Annotated in this window: 12 protein-coding genes; 6 read left to right on the top strand and 6 right to left on the bottom strand. The window is 62.2% G+C overall.

Translation table 11 applies throughout. From position 1 onward, the window contains the following. Positions 1 to 38: 38 nt before the first annotated feature. A complete protein-coding gene (locus ACYAR8_RS01160) occupies positions 39 to 2,414 on the top strand; it encodes a hybrid sensor histidine kinase/response regulator (RefSeq protein WP_074891057.1) in 2,376 nt (791 codons plus the stop codon). Positions 2,415 to 2,564: 150 nt separating this feature from the next. Here ACYAR8_RS01160 and ACYAR8_RS01155 read toward each other — a convergent pair whose 3' ends face one another. The 5 genes from ACYAR8_RS01155 to pdxR form a co-directional block, all read right to left on the bottom strand. Beyond that, positions 2,565 to 2,909 (bottom strand): FKBP-type peptidyl-prolyl cis-trans isomerase, encoded by a 345-nt coding sequence (locus tag ACYAR8_RS01155; RefSeq protein ID WP_463578812.1) that lies wholly within the window; start codon positions 2,907 to 2,909, stop codon positions 2,565 to 2,567. 97 nt (positions 2,910 to 3,006) lie between these two features. Then, positions 3,007 to 3,585, bottom strand: coding sequence for a DUF1349 domain-containing protein (locus tag ACYAR8_RS01150; protein ID WP_218278042.1), 579 nt, complete (start codon positions 3,583 to 3,585; stop codon positions 3,007 to 3,009). Positions 3,586 to 3,979: 394 nt separating this feature from the next. Beyond that, positions 3,980 to 5,563 carry an aldehyde dehydrogenase (NADP(+)) gene (locus tag ACYAR8_RS01145; protein ID WP_463578811.1) on the bottom strand — a complete coding sequence of 528 codons (1,584 nt, stop codon included), beginning with the start codon at positions 5,561 to 5,563 and terminating at the stop codon, positions 3,980 to 3,982. A gap of 272 nt (positions 5,564 to 5,835) precedes the next feature. Continuing rightward, complete coding sequence (locus ACYAR8_RS01140) at positions 5,836 to 6,942, bottom strand: Gfo/Idh/MocA family protein (RefSeq protein WP_463578810.1); 1,107 nt, start codon at positions 6,940 to 6,942, stop codon at positions 5,836 to 5,838. 983 nt (positions 6,943 to 7,925) lie between these two features. After that, entirely contained in the window at positions 7,926 to 9,371 is a 1,446-nt protein-coding gene (gene pdxR, locus ACYAR8_RS01135; protein ID WP_463578809.1) for a MocR-like pyridoxine biosynthesis transcription factor PdxR, read from the bottom strand. 215 nt (positions 9,372 to 9,586) lie between these two features. On the opposite strand from pdxR, the gene treS reads away from it, so the two are divergent. From treS to mnmH, 4 genes are all read left to right on the top strand, one after another. After that, positions 9,587 to 11,656, top strand: coding sequence for a maltose alpha-D-glucosyltransferase (gene treS / locus ACYAR8_RS01130; protein ID WP_074891046.1), 2,070 nt, complete (start codon positions 9,587 to 9,589; stop codon positions 11,654 to 11,656). A gap of 444 nt (positions 11,657 to 12,100) precedes the next feature. Continuing rightward, positions 12,101 to 13,249, top strand: coding sequence for an MFS transporter (locus ACYAR8_RS01125; RefSeq protein WP_463578808.1), 1,149 nt, complete (start codon positions 12,101 to 12,103; stop codon positions 13,247 to 13,249). Between the two features lie 147 nt (positions 13,250 to 13,396). After that, entirely contained in the window at positions 13,397 to 14,431 is a 1,035-nt protein-coding gene (selD, locus tag ACYAR8_RS01120) for a selenide, water dikinase SelD (protein ID WP_074891045.1), read from the top strand. Next, complete coding sequence (gene mnmH / locus ACYAR8_RS01115) at positions 14,431 to 15,528, top strand: tRNA 2-selenouridine(34) synthase MnmH (RefSeq protein WP_463578807.1); 1,098 nt, start codon at positions 14,431 to 14,433, stop codon at positions 15,526 to 15,528. The genes selD and mnmH overlap by 1 nt, the downstream gene beginning before the upstream one ends. 101 nt (positions 15,529 to 15,629) lie before the next feature. Here mnmH and metH read toward each other — a convergent pair whose 3' ends face one another. Beyond that, complete coding sequence (gene metH / locus ACYAR8_RS01110) at positions 15,630 to 19,340, bottom strand: methionine synthase (protein ID WP_463578806.1); 3,711 nt, start codon at positions 19,338 to 19,340, stop codon at positions 15,630 to 15,632. A 485-nt stretch (positions 19,341 to 19,825) separates the two neighbouring features. Between metH and ACYAR8_RS01105 the strand changes: the two genes are divergently transcribed. Beyond that, entirely contained in the window at positions 19,826 to 20,845 is a 1,020-nt protein-coding gene (locus tag ACYAR8_RS01105) for an acyltransferase family protein (protein WP_463578805.1), read from the top strand. The last annotated feature ends 84 nt before the right edge of the window (positions 20,846 to 20,929 follow it).

The following is a 20,929-nucleotide window of genomic DNA, read 5'->3' as shown; positions in this document are numbered from 1 at the left end:
CTTCGCGCAAGCCCTTATTGGAACAATGACTTTTATCCATGTCGTTATCGTCGCTTAAATTGCTTTTGGTCGAAGACAGTTCGCTCGATGCCGAGCTGATCCTGCTCACCCTCGAAAACAGCGGGCTGAAGATCGACGCTACGTTGGTCTACAACCATCAGGATGTTGAACGCGAGCTGACGGCCGCGCGTTTCGACCTCATTCTCAGCGATTACCTGTTGCCGGGCTCGTCAGGCGCGGATGTGCTCAACAGCGCGTTGCGACTGGCGCCGAAGACGCCTTTCATTTTTCTTTCCGGGATTTTCGGCGAGCAGCATGCAGTCGAGATGATGCGCATGGGCGCCATCGATTACGTCCTCAAGCAGAACATGAAAATGCTGCCCAAGGCGGTGATGCGCGCGGTATCGGAAGTGCAGGAGCGGGAAAAGCGCCTGCTCGCCGAGAAGACCCTGCAAGTCGCTGAAGTGCGGGCGCACCTGGCGATCGAAGCGGCGGAAATGGGCGTCTGGACCTACGATCCGCGCACCGACATGCTGTTGTGGGACGAGCGCTGCAAAACGCTTTACGACGTTGGCGCCGAGACCTCCGTCAGTCTGGCCCTCATGTTTCTGCTCTGTCACCCGGACGACCGCGATCACTTGCACAGCAAGGTCATGGCGGCCCTGACGGTGGACACCTCCTTCCAGATCGAGCACCGACTGATCACCGACGAGGGTGCCGAGCGCTGGGTGTTCTTGAATGGCCGCTCGCTGTTCGAAGACGGCCAATGCGTGCGCTTTACTGGCGTGATGCAGGACATCACCGAGCGCAAGCATGCCACTGAGGCGCTGCACCAGCTCAACGACATTCTCGGCGAACGTGTCGTGCAGCGAACCCGCGAGCGCGATCGCACCTGGGAGCTGTCCCGGGAACTGCTCGGCGTGCTGCATTTCGACATGACGCCGATTGCCCTCAATCCGGCGTGGGAGTCGACTCTCGGCTGGAGCCGGGACGAAGTCGGTAGCCAGCCATTGAGCGAGCTGTTTCACCCGGAAGATCTGGAAGCCACGTTGCGCGAAACTGCCAGCGTAGCCGAAGGCCATGTTTCAACGCGTTTCGTCAATCGCATGCGCCACGCCGACGGCGGATTTCGCTGGTTATCCTGGACCATCGTGCCGGATGACGGCCTGATGTACGCAGCCGTGCGCGACATCACCGGCGAGCGTGCGGTAGTGGACGAACTGGCAGCGACCAATAAGCGTCTGCGCGATCAGATCAAGGAGCGTGAGCGCGTCGAAGCGGCGTTGCAGCAGATGCAGCGGCTGGAAGTGGTCGGCCAATTGACTGCTGGCGTCGCCCACGACTTCAACAACTTGCTGACAGTGATCCTGACCAGCGCGAATTTCCTCAGCCGGGATCTGGAAAAAGGCGTATTTACCAAGTCGCCGCAGCGCTTGCAGAACATCCGCGAAGCGGGCGAGCGCGGTGCCAAACTCACCAGCCAGCTGCTGTCTTTCTCCCGTCGCCAGCGTCTGGAGCCCGTTGCGCTGAACCTCAATGACACGATTGACGGCATGCGCGAGCTGCTGGGTCGTGCGCTGGGCGGCAGTGTCTGGGTGGAAACCGAACTGGCCGAGGACCTTTGGAGTGCGTTGGTGGACCCGACGCAGACCGAGATGATCATCCTCAACCTGGCGATCAACGCCCGGGACGCCATGCCCCAGGGCGGGCAACTGCGCCTGAGCACCTGGAACGAGATGGTCTATCGCATGCCGTTACGGCCTGAAGACCCTGAGCCCGGCGCGTACGTGGTGCTGTCGGTCAGCGACTCGGGCTGCGGGATGAGCGCGGAAGTGCTGGCCAAGGCCTTCGAACCCTTCTTCACCACCAAGGCGGTGGGCAAGGGGTCGGGGCTGGGATTGGCCCAGGTGTTCGGTTTTGCCAAGCAGTCGGGCGGCGGCGTCAGCATCGACACGGCTGAAAACGCAGGGACCACGCTGCGGGTGTACCTGCCCAGTGTGGCCCTCACGGCAGTTCCGGTGATCAGCGCCTCCGACATGCCAGGCCGCGCCGATGCCGACGACAAGCACCGCACGATTCTGCTGGTCGACGACGACCCGGACGTCCGCTCGGTGACCTCGATGATGCTGGTGTCGCTGGGGTATTCGGTGGTCGAAGCAGACAGCGGCGACGAAGCGCTGAAGAAGCTCGACACCAGCATCGAACTGCTGCTGACGGACTTTGCCATGCCCAACATGACCGGTGGTGAACTGGCGGAAATCGTCCGCCGCGACCATCCGCAGCTGCCGATCATGTTCATCACCGGCTTCGCCGACATCGACATCCTCGACGTCGACCCGAAACTGATCGTGCAGAAGCCGTACAAGGAAGAAGAACTGGCGAATAAACTGGCCCGGGTGTTGATGAAGGCGTAGGTCCTGGGCTCGGACGACTGAAGGCGGTCCCGCTCTTGTGGGACCGGCTTTAGCCAGGCAGGCGTCGGTTGTTACACCCTGAGATCGATGGCGTACACACCGGCCTCTTCCCGGCTAAAGGCGGTCCCACCGTGTTAGCGTCAGCCGGGACTATTCATCATCCCGCGTCAGCACTTCCAGTAGCTCGATCTCGAACATGAGGTTTGAACCGGGTTTGATGTGCGCGCCCATCGAGCGCTCGCCGTACGCCAGCTGAGCAGGCACCCACAGCTTGCGTTTGCCGCCGACTTTCATGCCCATAAGCCCAATGTCCCAGCCCTTGATCACCCGCCCGGTGCCGATGACGCATTGAAACGGCTTGCCGCGCTCCCGGGAGGAGTCGAACACCGTGCCGTCTTCCAGGGTTCCCGTGTATTGCGTAGTGATCAGCGCGCCTTTGACGACGGCCTTGCCGGTGCCTTCCAGCAGATCGATGATGCTCAGTCGTTCATTCATGTTCAGGTTTCCACAGCGAGATGGCGTGTGATGCAAGTCGGCCAGGCGTAAGCATCGGGCAGAGGCATCTGACTGACTGTCCTTCCAGGCCTGTTTTCTAGCTCAAATCATGCAGGTCTCGCCCGAGAGGCTGGCTCAACGACCATTCCGAAAACTTTACCCTCAACCCTTGCCGCTCCGGTGTGCAGCACATAGGGCCCACCGTATAGCTTTCCGCGGCCGGAAATGGCGCAAGTCTGAGCAATGGCCAAGTCACGCCGTCTGTGGAATATTGCAAGCGCAGCACGCCATCGGACACCGTCACACGAAGCCAGAAATCGCCCGGGTCACCGGAAAACGAGCAGGGCGCCCAATCCGACGTGCCTTGCGTCAGCACGCTGCTGATCATGGGCATTCCGTCGTTATATTCGATGCCTGCCTTTAGCCAGGTCTCCTCGTTGAGCCTGACCATAATTCCCGCCTGGTCATAAAGCTCGCGAAAATCGGCGTTAACTCTGACTTGAGCGGTAAAGTCTCCAGTGGTCTCGAATCCCAGGAAATGCCCGCTGTCTCGAATGAACCCGTAATGGGTTGTACGCCAGAAATCGGTTTTGGCGTCAGTAATAATCTCTAAGGATTGATCAGCAAAGCTTTGGCTAACGCTCGGTTTATTCAGCCATTTGGCAGCCTGCCAAATGGATGCTTCCCCGTTCTGACCGGCCCTTTCAATCTGCTCTTTATCAACCAAGCTAACCCCTCCATTAATGGCTGAATCCAGCCGTGAAGACTGAATGGCACTCATGATCGCCGTCACTCGGTTGTCGGCGCAAGCGAGTCTGTTTGTGGAAGAGGTTTGCGTTGGGGGTGGGCTAAGGCGGCGCTGGCAATTGAAGCGCCGGGCCGGGTCCACGCCGGAATGATTCGGGCCTTGAATGAGATCAGCGCCAGCAACAGGCGCGCCCTCACTGGCAACGCTCCAGGTGGGTCACACGGCAAAAAAAACGGCGCGGCCCCTCACAGGGTCGCGCCGTTTTGCGCGGGTCTACCGAATCAGACCCACCGAGTCGGACCTGACGAATCAGGCCCCATCATCACGCGATGACGTCAGTGCTCCTCTCGCCATTCACGAGGCGCTTGAGGCCCAGCGGGTTAGCGTTTTGCAGAGCGGCCGGCAGCAGGCTGTCCGGGTAGTTCTGGTAGCAGACCGGGCGCAGGAAACGATCGATTGCCAGGGTACCCACCGAGGTACCGCGTGCATCGGAGGTCGCCGGGTAAGGGCCGCCGTGAACCATGGCGTCAGACACCTCGACGCCAGTCGGGTAACCGTTGACCAGGATGCGGCCGACTTTTTCTTCCAGCACCGGCACCAGCCACTGGTACTTCTGCAGGTCAGCGGTTTCGCCAATCAGCGTGGCCGTCAGTTGGCCGCGCAGGGCCTGCAGTGCGGCTTTCAGTTCAGCGTCGTCCGCCACTTCGATCAGCAGCGTGGTTGGGCCGAACACTTCTTCCTGCAGCAATTCATCGCCATTGAGCAACATGCTGACGTCAGCCTTGAACAGCTGAGCCTGCGCCTGTTTGCCTTCCTGCGGCTTGCCGGCCAGGTGCGTGACACTCTTGTGCGCCAGCAGCTTCTCGACGCCTTTGCTGTAGCTGCGCAGGCCGCCTTCGTTGAGCATGGTCTGAGGTGCCTGACCGCCCATATGCTCGATCAGTTGTTCGGTGAACGCAGTCAGGGCAGGGGAACGAATGCCGATCACTACGCCCGGATTGGTGCAAAACTGGCCAGCGCCCATGACCACGGACGCCGCGAGTTCGCCGGCGATGGCGGTGCCGCGTGCCGTCAGTGCCCCTGGCAGCAGGACCACCGGGTTGATGCTCGACATTTCGGCGAATACCGGAATCGGCTGTGGACGCTCGGACGCCAGTTTGCACAGGGCATTGCCGCCGTGGAGCGAACCGGTGAAGCCGACCGCCTGAATGGCCGGGTGCTTGACCAGGCCTTCGCCGACGCCGCTGCCGAAGATCATGTTGAACACGCCTTTTGGCATGCCGGTCTTCTCGGCGGCGCGAACGATGGCGTTACCCACCAGATCGGCCGTCGCCATGTGGCCGCTGTGGGCTTTCACGACCACCGGGCAACCGGCCGCCAGTGCCGACGCGGTGTCGCCGCCAGCGGTGGAAAACGCCAGCGGGAAATTGCTGGCGCCGAACACGGCCACCGGGCCGACGCCGATGCGCTGCTGGCGCAGGTCGACACGGGGCAGCGGCTTGCGATCCGGCATTGCCTGATCGATACGCGCGCCCAGGAAGTCACCGCGACGCAGGACTTTGGCGAACAGGCGCATCTGGCCGGAAGTACGGCCACGCTCGCCCTGGATACGACCGGCCGGCAGCGCGGTTTCCTGGCAAACGAGGGCCACGAAGTCATCGCCCAGGGCGTCGAGTTCGTCAGCGATGGCATCGAGGAATTCAGCGCGACGGGCCGGGCTCAGTTGGCGGAATTCAAGAAAGGCGTCTTTGGCGGCCGAGGCTGCGGCGTCGATTTCCGCGTCGGTGGCCTGATGAAAGGTGTAAGGCAGTGCTTCGCCAGTGGTGGCGTCGAGGCTTTTATGGCGTGCTTCGCCGAGGCCGCTGCGGGCGCCGCCGATGAAGTTCTGACCGAGAACGGTAGGCATCTGCTTCTCCTGTTATTTTTGGGCGAATCGATCAGGCGTGGCGCCTGATGGGGGAATTCGAAATTGTTTGAAGCGTAGCGACGACAGACTCAGTGGTCTGTCGCAAAGTCGACAGTCATCATACAACTGCATTTTTTCAGCCGCAAGGCGCGCGGGCATCAGGTGTCGAGCAACGCCCGGCCATCAAAATAGCCGGGCTTTGCCTTGTGATCAACGTGTGCCGTGTGGCAGCGCTTGGGTGACCCGCAGCCCCGGATGATTAATCGGCAGGGTCACGCGTTCGGCTCGTCGGTATTGATGTACTCCGGCACCTTGGCCAGTGGCAGGCGTCGGGCCTGCTCGATGCCAATGCCCGGGCGCTCCGGCAGGGGATCGAGCTTCTGTGACTGGCCGGTGGTCAGCGCGCGTTCAATGGCTTCGACCACGCGCACATCACGCCAGCCTTCGTCGCCGTCCGGCTCGGGCTCGCGGTCCTGCAGGATGCAGTCGGAGAAGTACTGGGTCTCGCCGCCAAACTGATCGACCACCGGATGGGTGTGCTCGGTGGTCTGGCCGTCGATGATCGCCCGGTAGCCAATCGCAACGCCTTCGCCGAAGCCGAAGCACGGTGAGGCTTCGAACTCGCCCTTGGTGCCGATCAGCTGGAACCGCTCGGTGGACGGCAGGCTGTAGCTGACGGTGAAGGTCGCCAGGCGCTCTTCGGCAAAGCGCAGCGTCACATTGACCGTGTCGAAGGTGTTGATCTCGCGGCCGGGTGTTTTGATGCCGACGGCGTGCACTTCAATCGGCTCGGCGGCAAACAGGTTGCGCACGGCGTTGATCGGGTACGGGCCCATGTCGGCCACGGGACCTGCGTCGAAGCCACTTTGCATGCGATGGTTGGCGGGGTCGGTGGTCTGGGCGAAGGTCGCGGTGAACAGGCGCAGGTCGCCGAGGTCGCCGGCGCGTACGCGGTGGACCATTTCGACGGTGCCGGGCTCGAAGTGCAGGCGGTAGGCGACCATCAGTTTGGCGCCCGAGCTTTTGGCGGCTTCGGCGATGGCCAGGCAGTCTTCTTCGTTGGCGGCCATGGGCTTTTCGAGCAGGACGTGGATGCCGGCTTTCAGTGCGGGTACGGCGAATTCGCGGTGGCGGAAGTTGGGGGTTGCCAGGTAGATGGCGTCGATTTCGCCGGAGCTGAGCAGGGTGTCGAATTCGTTGTAGTGGTAGCTTTTGAGGTCGTACAGTTCCGCCAGTTTGTCGGCCTTGATGGGGTCGCCGGTGACGAGGGCGGTCATGACGGAGTTGTCGGTCTGTTCGAGTCCGGGCATGAAAGCGCCTTGGGAGATCCAGCCTCCAGCGACCACTGCGTAGCGGATTTTGCCGTTTGCGTCTGGCATGTATAAGCCTCCATTTCTCAGCGGACGGGGTGTCCGGCAGCTGTGTAGTCGGCAGGTTCTGGGGTTAGAAGTTCCATTGGATTGTGTCAGCTAGTCCTGCGGGGTGGCCTGGAAGATCAAGAGCGTCTGCCTGGGGGCAGACTGTTTCGCCTTCGGCGACTTACTTTTGAAAAGCACCAAAAGTAAGCAAAAGTGCCTGCTCCTGGTTGGGCCCTTCCTTCGTCAGGGTTCCTTCACTCCGGTCTCGCTCCGTGGTCCCGCCGCCATCCGCCATCCATGGCGGGGGGCGGCTCTCGCGGCATCCATGCCGCTCGGCCCACTGCGCGAGACCTGCGTTCAGCCTGCACCAAAGTCGCGATTATCGTCGTCTGGACGTCTTGCGTATGAAGATCAAGATCAAAAGCTTCCCGGCTGAAGCCGGTCCCACAGGGTATACGCGGTCTGGTTTTAGTGGGACCGGCTTTAGCCGGGAAGGAGCCGGTGCAGGCGCCATCGATTTTTGATCGATGAGACCGGATCTATTCTGATCGTGCCCACGCTCCGCGTGGGTATGCATCCCATGAAGCTCCGCGTCACCGGTCCCACAGGGTGTACGCGGTCTGGTTTTAGTGGGATCGGCTTTAGCCGGGAAGGAGCCGGTGTGGCGCCATCGATTTTTGATTGTTAAGACCGGATCTATTCCGATCCTGCCCACGCTCCGCGTGGGTATGCATCCCATGACGCTCCGCGTCACCGGTCCCACAGCGTGTACGCGGTCTGCTTTTAGTGGGACCGGCTTCAGCCGGGAAGAGGCCGGTGTGAGCGGCCTATATTTTCCCGTTTAACCAAAGGCCACCAGCAGATCTGATCGTGCCCACGCTCCGCGTGGGTATGCATCCCGTGACGCTCCGCGTCACCGGTCCCACAGGGTGCACGCGGTCTGCTTTTAGTGGGGCCGGCTTTAGCCGGGAAGGGGCCGGTGTGTGCGGCCTCTATTTTCCCGGCTAACCAAATGCCACCAGCAGATCCCGCAACCGATCCAGCGCCGGGTCGATGTCGAGCAGGTCGATCGCACCAAAGCCCAGCATCAATCCGTCGCGCGGGGGCGCATCGCTGTAGAAGCCGTGGAGGGGGTAGAGGCCCAGCGCCTTGTCCCGCGCGCGGTCGACCAGCAGGTGCAGATCGATCGCCGGATCGAGGGAGGCTTTGAGCATGAGTGCCATGTGGAAGCCTGCGGTACAGGGGATGGTTTCCAGCCACGGCGACAGGTCGCCTGCGATGCGCGACAGGATGCGTTCGCGGCGCCCGGCGTAGGTGCTGTGGCAGCGGCGGATGTGTTTGTTGAGCAGGCCTTCGCTGATGAATTTGCTCAGCGCCCATTGCGGCAGTGTCGAGGTGTGCCAGTCGGTCAGTTGCTTGGCTTTGATCACCGCTTCGAGGATCGCCGCCGGCAGCACGGCGTAGCCCAGGCGCAGTTCCGGCAGCAGGGTTTTCGAAAAAGTGCCGACGTAGGCGACCACGCCGTGTTCGTCCATGCTCTGCAACGAGTCAGTCGGGCGTCCTTCGTAGCGGAATTCGCTGTCGTAGTCGTCCTCGATGATGATCGCGCCAATTCGCCGTGCCTTCTCCAGCAGGGCATGCCGACGCGTCAGGCTCATGGGCATGCCGAGGGGCATCTGGTGGGACGGGGTGACGTAAATGGCGCAGACGTTGTCCGGGATTTCATCAACGATGATGCCTTCGCTGTCGACCGGCACGCTGGTGACCTCGGCGCCCTGTGCGGTGAACAGCAACCGCGCCGGCGTGTAGCCCGGGTCTTCCACGGCCACGCGGCTGCCGGGTTCAATAAGCACGCGGGCGATCAAGTCCAGGGCCTGTTGGGCGCCATTGCACACCACCACGTCATCGGCTCCGCACCGCACGCCGCGGGCGAAGGCGATGTGTCCGGCAATCGCGGCGCGCAGGGCGGGCAGGCCTTCGGGCTGGCTGTAAAAGCCGCGCTCGGTGGACATCTGACGGACCGCGTGGTGGACGCAGCGCCGCCACTCGTCATGGGGGAACTGGGTTTTCGCCGTCGCGCCGCCGAGAAAATCGTAGCGCAAGGTCCCCGCGCGTGTCGGGTGGCGCAGGGGCAGGGTGATACGCTCCCATTTCGCCACGATGTGGGCGCTGGCCAGCTGCGAAGGTGCCGGCCGAGGCGCGTTATAGGCGCTCAAGGCGTTGACGAACGTCCCGCTGCCGACTTTGCCCACCAGGTAGTTCTCATAGGTCAGCCGGCTGTAGGTGTCGGAAATGGTTTTGCGCGACAGCCCCAGTTGCGCCGCCAGCAGCCGACTGGGCGGCAATTGCACACCCGCCGCCAGCCGGCCGGACACGATACTGTCGCGCAGCTGTTCGTAAACTTGATGGGCGAGGTCTTTGCGGCCCTTAATGACGATGTGTAATTCCACGCAAACCCCTGAACAGCCCCGACGGTGCGGATGCACGCCGGTGGATTTTAGCCAGTGCGGCAGCGCGCGTCACAGCAACCGATGCAACGTTTGCGCGCCGGGGTGCTCTTAGAGTTAGGCATTAATCTGGATACACACAGGCAGGACGGTCCGGACAGCGCTCGCAGAGCCTTGGGCCGCCGCTCCCATCCACTTGAAGATGGAACCCCGAACACATGACCACCCCGGACAAGCAGTACGTCGAATGGCTGGTTGAGCAATCGATGCTCAACGCCGCAAAGCAACGCGCAAAATTGTATGGCGGCCAGGGCCGTCTCTGGCAGCGGCCTTACGCCCAGGCCCGTCCAAGGGATGCTTCGGCCATCGGCTCGGTCTGGTTCACCGCCTACCCGGCGTCGATCATCACCCGTGATGGCAGCTCGGTGCTCGAAGCACTGGGCGATGAGCAGCTGTGGCACGCGCTGTCCGAAATAGGCATCCAGGGCATTCATAACGGCCCGTTGAAAGCCTCCGGCGGTTTGAAAGGCCGCGAGCGCACCCCGAGCATTGACGGCAACTTCGACCGCATCAGCTTCGAGGTGGATTCGGACCTGGGCACCGACGCCCAGTTTCTCAACCTCAGCCGTATCGCCGCCGCGCACAACGCGATCGTCGTCGATGACGTGATCCCGTCACACACCGGCAAGGGTGCGGATTTCCGCCTGGCCGAGATGGCCTACGAAGAGTACCCGGGCCTCTACCACATGGTGGAGATCAAGGAAGAAGACTGGTCGCTGCTGCCGGAAGTCCCGGCCGGGCGCGACGCCGTCAACCTGTTGCCCGCCACCGTCGATGCCCTGCGCGACAAGCACTACATCGTCGGCCAGTTGCAGCGGGTGATCTTCTTCGAGCCCGGCGTCAAAGAGACCGACTGGAGTGCCACGCCCGTGGTCACCGGCGTTGACGGCAAGGACCGCCGCTGGGTCTATCTGCATTACTTCAAGGAAGGCCAGCCTTCGCTGAACTGGCTGGACCCGAGTTTTGCCGCGCAGCAGATGATCATTGGCGACGCCCTGCACGCCATCGACGTGATGGGCGCGCGGGTACTGCGCCTGGACGCCAACGGTTTCCTTGGCGTCGAGCGCAAGGCCGACGGCACGGCGTGGTCCGAGAGCCACCCGCTGTCGATCACCGGCAACCAGTTGCTGGCCGGCGCGATCCGCAAAGCCGGCGGTTTCAGCTTCCAGGAGCTGAACCTGACCATCGACGACATCGCGGCGATGTCCCACGGCGGTGCCGATCTGTCCTACGACTTTGTTACCCGTCCGGCCTACCAGCATGCGTTGCTGACCGGCCGTACCGAGTTTCTGCGGCTGATGCTGCGTCAGGTGCACGAGTTCGGCATCGATCCGGCGTCGCTGATTCACGCGCTGCAGAACCACGACGAGCTGACCCTGGAGCTGGTGCATTTCTGGACCCTGCACGCCCACGATCAGTACCTGTATCAGGGCCAGACGTTCCCGGGCAACATCCTGCGCGAGCACATCCGCGAGGAGATGTACGAGCGTCTGGCGGGCGAGCACGCGCCGTACAACCTGAAGTTCGTCACCAACGGCGTGTCGTGCACCACGGCGAGCATCATCACCGCGGCGCTGGGCATTCGCGAGCTGGACAGCATGACAGCGGCGGATATCGACAAGATCCAGCACATCCATCTGCTGCTGGTGATGTTCAATGCCATGCAGCCGGGCGTGTTCGCCCTGTCGGGCTGGGACTTGGTGGGCGCCTTGCCGCTGCCGGCCGAGCAGGTGGAGCACCTGATGGGCGATGGCGATACTCGCTGGATCCATCGCGGTGGCTATGACCTGGTCGACATGGACCCCGATTGCGAAGTCTCGGCAGGTGGCATGCCCCGGGCTCGCGCGCTGTACGGCAGCCTGGTCGAGCAATTGAAGCGGCCGGATTCGTTCGCCTCGCAACTGAAAAAGCTGCTGGCCGTGCGCCGCGCCTATGACATCGCTGCCAGTCGGCAGATTCTGATTCCGGACGTCGAGCACCCGGGCCTGCTGATCATGGTCCACGAGCTGCCGGCCGGGAAGGGCACCCAGATCACTGCGCTGAACTTCAGTGGAGAACCTATCGTCGAGACCTTGCACCTGCCGGGCATCGCACCGGGCCCGGTGGTGGACATCATCAACGAGCGGGTCGAAGGCGACCTGACCGAGGAGGGTGAATTCACCATCACGCTGGACGCCTATGAAGGTCTGGCGCTACGTGTGGTCAGCATGGCGGCACCGATGATGTAATTTGCTGCGGAGCTGGCTTCTTCTCTAGGTAGGACCGGCTTCAGCCGGGAAAGCGTCAGTCGTCACACCGCTGCACTGAGGGTGTACGCACAGGCCTCTTCCCGGCTAAAGCCGGTCCTACTGAATGCACGCGCTGGTGTTAGTGGGACCGGCTTTAGCCGGGAAGGCGTCAGTGGTTACACCTCAAGATGAAGGTATTCACATTGGCCTCTTCCCGGCTGAAGCCGGTCCTACTGGGATATTGCACACCCGCAGTGCTGGGGTGGACTCCAATTGTGGGACCGGCTTTAGCCGGGAAGGCGTCAGTGGTTACACCTCAAGATGAAGGTGTTCACACTGGCGTCTTCCCGGCTGAAGCCGGTCCTGCGAAGGAATGCGTTCAGCAAGGGATCGCTTTTTTATTCACCGTCTGCCGCGCGCGCAGACCTGTTCAGGTCGTTGCTTGTGTCCATCGCTCAATCCGTTCGTGCCCCCGTCTTCGTTCACCTGTGGAGTTACCGCCTGACGTTCTTGCTGTCCGGCATGTCGCTGGGCGCGTGGGCGCCGTTGGTACCTTTCGCCCGCGACCGCGCCGGTCTTGAAGAGGCCCAGCTCGGCCTGCTGCTGTTGTGCTTCGGCTTCGGTTCGATGCTGGCGATGCCACTGGCCGGCGTGCTGACCACGCGCAAGGGCTGCCGCTTTGTCTCATTGATCGGCGGGGCGCTGATCTGCTGCATGCTGCCGTTGCTCGCCACGCTGTCTTCACTGCCGGCGCTGGCAGTGGCCCTGGCGGTGTTCGGCGCTGGACTGGGCAGCATCGATGTGGCGATGAACGTGCAGGGCCTGATGGTCGAGCGCGATCACGGGCGGCCGATGATGTCGGGGTTTCATGGGTTGTTCAGCCTCGGCGGCATCAGCAGTGCGCTGTTGATGACCTTGCTGCTGTGGCTGGGGGCGTCGCCGTTGCTGGCGGTGGCCATGGTGGTGGCGTTGATTGCCGGGATGCTGCTCTGGCACGCGCGCTACCTGGTGCCCCATGGCGCGGATGATCCCTCGGCGCCGTTCGCCTGGCCGACCACCAAGGTGGTCATTGTCGGCATTCTCTGCTTCATCGCTCTGCTGGTGGAGGGTGCGGTGCTCGACTGGAGCGCAGTGTTCCTGAACCGCGTGCACCAGATCGATTTGTCGGTGGCCGGCGGCGCTTACGCGGTGTTCTCGCTGACCATGGCCGCCGGGCGGTTCTCCGGGGACTGGCTGAGGAAGCGCCTGGGTGCGGTGAACCTGTTGATCGGCGGCGGGCTGCTGGTGATGGTCGGGTTTGCCATGGCAATCCTGCTGGAGCCGTGGCCACTGTTCCTCTTGGGCTTCGCGCTGATCGGGCTGGGGTTGTCCAACACATTTCCGGTGTATTGCTCGGTGGTCGGTGCACAGACCGGGATGCCGGCAGGCCTCGCGATCGCAGTGATTACCGGGATCGGCTACTGCGGGATTTTGCTGGGACCGGCCTTGATCGGCTTCGCTGCCCATGTGGTTGGCCTGCGGGAAGCGCTCTTGTGCGTCGGCGCGCTGATGCTGGCGCAGGTGCTGACGGCACGGCGCATGGCGAAGGGCTGAGGAGAGCCATCAGTTTTGCAGTGTGGCACTTGACGCTTTCCCGGCTAAAGCCGGTCCTACGAAAATCGCGTGTGCAGCCATCCAGCAACCCTTCAACCCACTGGCGCGTCTGTTAGACTTCGGCGCCTTGAAACTCAGGGGCTTCCCATGACCGACCCGATTCGTCTTACCCAATACAGCCACGGCGCCGGCTGCGGCTGCAAGATTTCGCCCAAGGTGCTGGAAACCATCCTCGCCGGCAGCGGCGCGCAGAACCTCGACCCGCGCCTGTGGGTCGGCAATGCCTCGCGCGATGACGCGGCGGTCTATGCCATCGACGACGAAAAGGGCGTCGTGTCCACCACCGATTTCTTCATGCCCATCGTCGACGACCCTTTCGACTTCGGCCGCATCGCCGCGACCAACGCCATCAGCGACGTCTACGCCATGGGCGGCGATCCGTTGATGGCCATCGCCATTCTCGGCTGGCCGGTCAACGTGCTGGCCCCGGAAATCGCCCGGGAAGTCATCCGTGGCGGGCGCGCGGTATGCGATGCAGCGGGCATCCCTCTGGCGGGAGGTCACTCCATCGACGCGCCCGAGCCGATTTTCGGCCTGGCCGTCACGGGGCTGGTGGAAAAGCGCTTCATGAAGCGCAACGACACCGCCACCGTGGGCTGCAAGCTCTTCCTGACCAAGCCCCTGGGCATCGGCATCCTCACCACCGCCGAGAAAAAAGGTCTGCTGCGCGACGAAGACATCGGTCTGGCGCGCGATGTGATGTGCACGCTGAACAAGCCCGGCAGCCGTTTCTCCCGGCTGGCCGGCGTCACGGCCATGACCGACGTCACAGGCTTCGGCCTGCTCGGGCATCTGGTTGAGATGGCCGACGGCAGTCAGGTCACCGCACGGTTGAACGCTGCCGCCGTGCCGCGTCTGGGCAGCGTCGATTTCTACATCGAGCAGGGGTGCATCCCCGGCGGCACCCATCGCAATTACGACAGCTATGGCGAGCGCATTGGCGCCCTGACCGAGGCGCAGAAGTTGCTGCTGTGCGACCCGCAAACCAGCGGCGGCCTGTTGATTGCCGTCGCGCCCGCTGAAGAAGCGGCGTTCCTCGCCCTGGCCGGTGAACTGGGTCTGAGTCTTGCGCCGATCGGCGAATTGATCGAGCGACAGCCACTCGCGGTCGAGGTGTTCTGATGCGCGACAACAGCGCCGACCTGCGCGAGATTTTCCTTGGCGACGTGCCGATGATGGACGTGCGCGCGCCGGTGGAATTCACCAAGGGCGCGTTCCCCGGCGTGATCAATCTGCCGCTGATGAATGACGTCGAACGGCAGAAGGTCGGCACCAGCTACAAGCAGGACGGGCAACAGGCCGCCATCGAACTCGGTCACACGCTGGTGTCCGGCGACTTGAAACAGGCGCGGATCGAAGCCTGGGCTGATTTTGCGCGCAACCATCCAGAAGGCTTTCTGTATTGCTTTCGCGGCGGGCTGCGTTCGCAGATCACCCAGCAGTGGCTCAAGAGCGAGGCCGGCATCGAGTACCCCCGGGTTATCGGTGGCTACAAGGCGATGCGCAGCTTTTTGATCGAGGTGACCGAGCAGGCCGTGGCCGAGTGCGATTTCGTGCTGATCGGCGGCCTGACCGGCAGCGGCAAGACCGAGGTGCTGCAGCAGCTCGACAATGGCCTGGATCTGGAAGGGCATGCCAATCATCGCGGTTCCAGCTTTGGCAAACACGCGACGCCGCAGCCGGGGCAGATCGATTTCGAAAATCTGCTGGCCGTGGACATTCTGAAAAAACGCTCCCGTCAGCTCAATCAGTTTGTGCTGGAGGACGAAGGGCGGATCGTCGGCAGTCGTGCGGTGCCCGTCGAGTTGTACCGGACCATGCAGGAGGCGCCGCTGGTCTGGCTGGAGGACAGTTTCGAGAGCCGCGTCGAGCGGATTCTGAAGGATTACGTGACCGACCTGTGTGCCGAGTTCATTGCCGTGCAGGGCGTTGAAACAGGTTTCGCGGCCTACGCCGAGCGTTTGCAGCAGAGCCTGTCGAGTATCGTTCGGCGCCTGGGCGGGGAGCGTTATCAGCGCCTGGCGGCAATCATGGACAGTGCCTTGGCCGAACAGGCGCGCAGCGGTTCGGTGGATCTGCACCGGGGCTGGATCAGCGGGATGTTGAGCGAATACTACGACCCGATGTACGCCTACCAGCGCGACAGCAAAGACGTGCGGATCGAGTTTGCCGGCGATCAGCAGGCCGTCGTTGAGTACCTGCAGCAGCGTAACCGGTAGCGATCAATCGGGGACTGATTGACTGACAGCGTTTCACCGTCAATCAATCTCTCCCCGGTCCTGGCTCGGATCCGCCCGGTCCCGAGCCCTTTGCCTGGGTCCTACTCGTCATACCCCAGATTCGGCGCCAGCCAGCGTTCGGTCACGCTCAAATCCTGCTGCTTACGCGCCGTGTAACTTTCGACCTGATCCTTGTCGACCTTGCCCACGGCGAAGTACTGCGCTTGCGGGTGGGCAAAGTACCAGCCGCTGACCGCCGCCGCCGGGAACATTGCGTAGTGCTCGGTGAGGAACACGCCGCTGACGCCCGGTTTGCCGTCGCCCTGGGCCGGGTCTAGGAGGTCGAACAACACGCCTTTCTCGGTGTGGTCCGGGCAGGCCGGGTAGCCGGGAGCAGGGCGGATGCCGGTGTACTGCTCCTTGATCAACTCGTCGTTGCCCAACTGCTCGTCGCGGGCATAGCCCCAATATTCTTTCCGCACCTGCTGGTGCAGCCATTCTGCGCAGGCCTCGGCCAGCCGGTCCGCCAGCGCCTTGACCATGATCGCGTTGTAGTCGTCGCCCTTGTCCTGATACGCCTTCGATACCTCTTCAGCGCCAATGCCGGCGGTGGTGATGAAGCCGCCCACGTAATCGGTCACGCCGCTGCCCTGGGGCGCGACAAAGTCGGCCAGGGAGAAGTTCGGCTTGCCGTCGGTCTTGATGATCTGCTGGCGCAGGTGATGCAGCCTGGCCAGTGGCGCGCCGTTTTCGTCGAGCAATTGAATGTCGTCGTGATCGACCTGATTGGCCGGCCAGAAGCCGAAGACGGCGCGGCTGCGGATCAACTTTTCGTCGATCAGTTTGCGCAGCAGTTCCTGGGCGTCCTTGAACAGCGAGGTGGCCGCTTCACCCACCACTTCGTCGGTGAGGATGCGCGGGTATTTACCGGCAAGGTCCCAGGAGATAAAGAACGGCGTCCAGTCGATGTAATCCACCAGCACGTTCAGGTCGATGTCTTCCAGCACCTTGACCCCGGTGAACGTGGGCTTCACCGGCTGGTAGCCGGCCCAGTCGAACTGCGGCTTCTTGGCGATGGCCGCGCCATAGCTCAGGCGCTCGGTGCGGGCGCTGCGGGCGGAGGTGCGCTCACGCACTTCGACGTATTCGGCGCGGGTCTTCTCGATGAAGCCGGCTTTCAGCTCTTTGGACAGCAGCTGGGTCGCCACGCCCACGGCGCGAGAAGCGTCGGTGACGTAGATCACCGCGTCGTTGCTGTACTTGGGCTCGATCTTCACCGCCGTGTGGGCTTTAGAGGTGGTTGCCCCGCCGATCATCAACGGCAGGTGGAAATCCTGACGCTGCATCTCGCGGGCGACGTGGACCATTTCGTCCAGGGACGGCGTTATCAGACCCGACAGCCCGATGATGTCGCACTTCTGCTCGCGGGCGACCTGCAGGATTTTCTCCGCCGGCACCATCACGCCGAGGTCGACGATGTCGTAGCCGTTGCAGCCCAGCACCACACCGACGATGTTCTTGCCGATGTCGTGGACGTCGCCCTTGACCGTCGCCATGAGAATCTTGCCTTTGGCCTCGGGCTTGTCGCCTTTCTCTTCTTCAATGAAGGGAATCAGGTGCGCCACGGCCTGTTTCATCACGCGAGCGGACTTAACCACTTGCGGCAGGAACATCTTGCCCGAGCCGAACAGGTCGCCGACCACATTCATGCCGGCCATCAGCGGGCCTTCGATGACCTCGATCGGGCGCTTGAACGACTGGCGCGACAGCTCGGTGTCTTCAACGATGTGCGTGGTGATGCCCTTGACCAGCGCGTGCTTGAGGCGCTCGTTGACCTCCCAGCCGCGCCACTCTTCGGTTTCCGCTTCCTTGACCGAGCCGTCGCCCTTGTACTTGTCGGCGATGGCCAGCAGGGCATCAGTGCCTTCCGGGGTGCGGTTGAGCACTACGTCTTCCACCGCGTCACGCAGTTCGGCCGGGATCTGGTCGTAGATCTCCAGCTGGCCGGCGTTGACGATGCCCATGGTCAGGCCGTTGCGGATCGCGTACAGCAGGAACACCGAGTGGATCGCCTCGCGCACCGGGTTGTTGCCACGGAACGAGAACGACACGTTGGACACGCCGCCCGACGTCAGTGCATGGGGCAGCTCGTCGCGGATGTAGGCGCAGGCATTGATGAAGTCGACGGCGTAGTTGTTGTGCTCTTCGATGCCGGTGGCAATGGCAAAGATGTTCGGGTCGAAAATGATGTCTTCGGGCGGGAAGCCCACTTCATTGACCAGAATGTCGTAAGAGCGCTTGCAGATTTCTTTCTTGCGCGCTTCGGTGTCGGCCTGACCGGCTTCGTCGAAGGCCATGACCACCACCGCCGCGCCGTAGCGCTTGCACAGCCTGGCGTGATGGATGAACTGCTCGACGCCTTCTTTCATGCTGATCGAGTTGACGATGCCCTTGCCCTGGATGCACTTGAGCCCGGCTTCGATGACTTCCCATTTCGAGGAGTCGATCATGATCGGCACGCGAGAGATGTCAGGCTCGCCAGCGATCAGGTTGAGGAAGGTCACCATGGCCTTCTTCGAGTCCAGCATGCCCTCGTCCATGTTGATATCGATCACCTGGGCGCCGGCTTCGACCTGCTGCAGGGCGACTTCAAGGGCTTCGGTGTAGTTGTCTTCGCGGATCAGGCGGGCGAAACGGGCAGAACCGGTGATGTTGGTGCGCTCGCCGACGTTGACGAACAGCGAGCTGCGATCAATGGTGAACGGCTCCAGACCGGACAGGCGGCAGGCCTTGGGAATCTCCGGAATCGGACGCGGCGCATAGGGCGCGACAGCGTTGGCAATGGCCTTGATGTGCGCCGGGGTGGTGCCGCAGCAACCGCCGACGATGTTGAGGAATCCGCTCTGGGCGAACTCTTCGACGACTTTGGCCATTTCTGCCGGGGCTTCGTCGTACTCACCGAATTCGTTGGGCAGGCCGGCGTTGGGGTGCGCCGACACGCGGGTTTCGGCCTTGTTCGACAGCTCTTCCAGGTACGGCCGCAGCTCGCTGGCGCCGAGCGCGCAGTTGAGGCCCACGGAAATCGGCTTGGCGTGGCGCACGGAGTTCCAGAACGCTTCGGTGGTCTGGCCGGAGAGGGTGCGGCCGGAGGCGTCGGTGATGGTGCCGGAGATCATGATCGGCAGCTCGAAGCCCAGCTCGTCGAATACACCCTGAACGGCGAAGATCGCCGCTTTGGCGTTGAGGGTGTCGAAGATGGTTTCGATGAGGATCATGTCCGCACCGCCTTCGATCAGGCCTTTGGTGGCCTCGGTGTAGTTCTCCACCAGTTCGTCGAAGGTCACGTTGCGGTAGCCAGGGTTGTTGACGTCCGGCGACAGCGAACAGGTGCGGCTGGTCGGGCCGAGCACCCCGGCGACAAAACGCGGCTTGTCGGGGGTCTCCAGGGTCTTGGCGTCGGCAACCTGGCGGGCCAGGCGCGCGCCTTCCACGTTCAGTTCGTAGACCAGCGCTTCCATGCCGTAATCGGCCTGGGACACCTGGGTGGCGTTGAAGGTGTTGGTTTCAAGGATGTCGGCACCGGCGTCGAGGTATTCCTTTTCGATTGCGCCGATCACGTCAGGCCGGGTCAGGATCAGCAGGTCGTTGTTGCCCTTGACGTCGCTAGGCCAGTCGGCAAAACGCTTGCCGCGGTAGTCTTCTTCCTCCAGCCGATAGCTCTGGATCATCGTGCCCATGCCGCCATCGAGGATCAGGATTCGCTGTTGAAGAGCCTGCTGGAGTGCTTGAAGACGCGCGCTGCGATCTGACATGAGGTTACCCGGATGAAGAAGTACGAAATAAGGTGGCGCTGAAAAGTGCGAAATAATAGCAAACCTGCGCGGATTTAAATCATTCCGGGATTTACATGAATTCTGTTCATGTTGCGCCAGTGATTCTTTCTGATCGGGGCGCATGCTGATGGCCTGGCTTGAGCGAACGCCGTTATCGACCTGTAGCAGCCGGCTTGCTGGCGAAAGCGGCATTTCATCCAACACCGCAGCGAGCGGCCGGACGGGTTCGCCAGCAAGCCGGCTCTACAGGTTTTGCTAAACGCCGCTTCAGGTGTCAGCCCCGCATGCGCTGTCTGAAACGCTGAAACCCTTGTAAGACATGGCGCGCAGCCATTATGCAGCCCGTCAGTGGCGCCGAACCTTTTCGCAACTAATGAAGTCCGACCCTGGGAGTCGTTCTCCGAAACTGGCCCTATTAAGTTCGCCAGGGCGGAGGTCAATCCAGACGAAGCAAGAGGTTGCAGATGTTGATTTCGGTTCAGGCCCTGCGGGCACTCGCCGCGTGGGCTGTGGTGTGTCACCACTTCATGCAGATTTTTTTCGACTTCCATCCGAGTGGGCCGGTTGGCCGTTTTTTCACTGAGAAAGGCGCTGTCGGCGTCGACGTCTTTTTCGTCATCAGTGGTCTGGTCATCTACCTGTCGACGGTGGACAAAGACATCCCCGCCGGCCGCTTCATGCTCAACCGGGTTATCCGCATCGTCCCGGCGTATTGGCTGTACACCCTGGTGATGGGCCTGCTGGTGGTCGTTGCTCAGCCGCTGCTCCCTCATCAAGTTGTCGACTGGCAAAGTTTCGTGCTGTCGCTATTGTTCATCCCTTCGGAAAATCCGGGGGGCTACGGCCTTTATCCCACCCTCAATGTGGGCTGGACGCTGAACTACGAGATGCTGTTCTACGTGCTGTTCTCGATTGTCTTTCTGTTTCAGCAACGTCTGCGCCCGCTGATCCTGGCGGCGGCACTGTTTGCCGTCACTGACGTGCTCGGTCGTTCCGGGCTGGTCAGCCGGTTTTATGCCAACGACATCGTGTATGAATTCCTGCTCGGCATTTTCGTGGGCGTGATGTATCGCCGGGGTTGGATCAGCGAACGGCTGTGGCTGCCTTTAATTGCCATCGGCGCTGCGCTGTTCGCCATCGACCACTTGCAACCGGCGCCGCGCATCATCAATTGGGGCCTGCCAAGTGCGGTGATCGTGGTCGCCTGCATCTCCCTCGAACCCTATCTGCGCAACTACAGGCTGCTCAAGACCATGGGCGACTGCTCGTATTCGGTGTACTTGCTCCACGTGCTGGTGCTGTATGCAGGCTGGCTGGTCAGCGAGCGTTACGGCGTCAACCCGTATCTGGTGTTCGCCGTCTGTGTGCCGGTCATCGCGCTGGGCGCCTGGCTCAGTTATGAGTGGATCGAGAAGGGGCTATACCGGCGCATGAAAGGCTGGCTGGACCAGAGAAGGGCGGGCAAGGAGGCGGCGCTGTCCTGACAGGCGCCAGGTGGCGGTCGGGTCACTTACCCGACTAAAACACTAGGGCTTTGTCAGGCGCAGTTGATTGGCGTAAACTGCGCC

This window comes from Pseudomonas sp. HP_01 (genome assembly GCF_055284355.1).
Note: the sequence above shows the minus strand (reverse complement) of the source record. Positions and strands in the feature narration are given on the sequence as shown.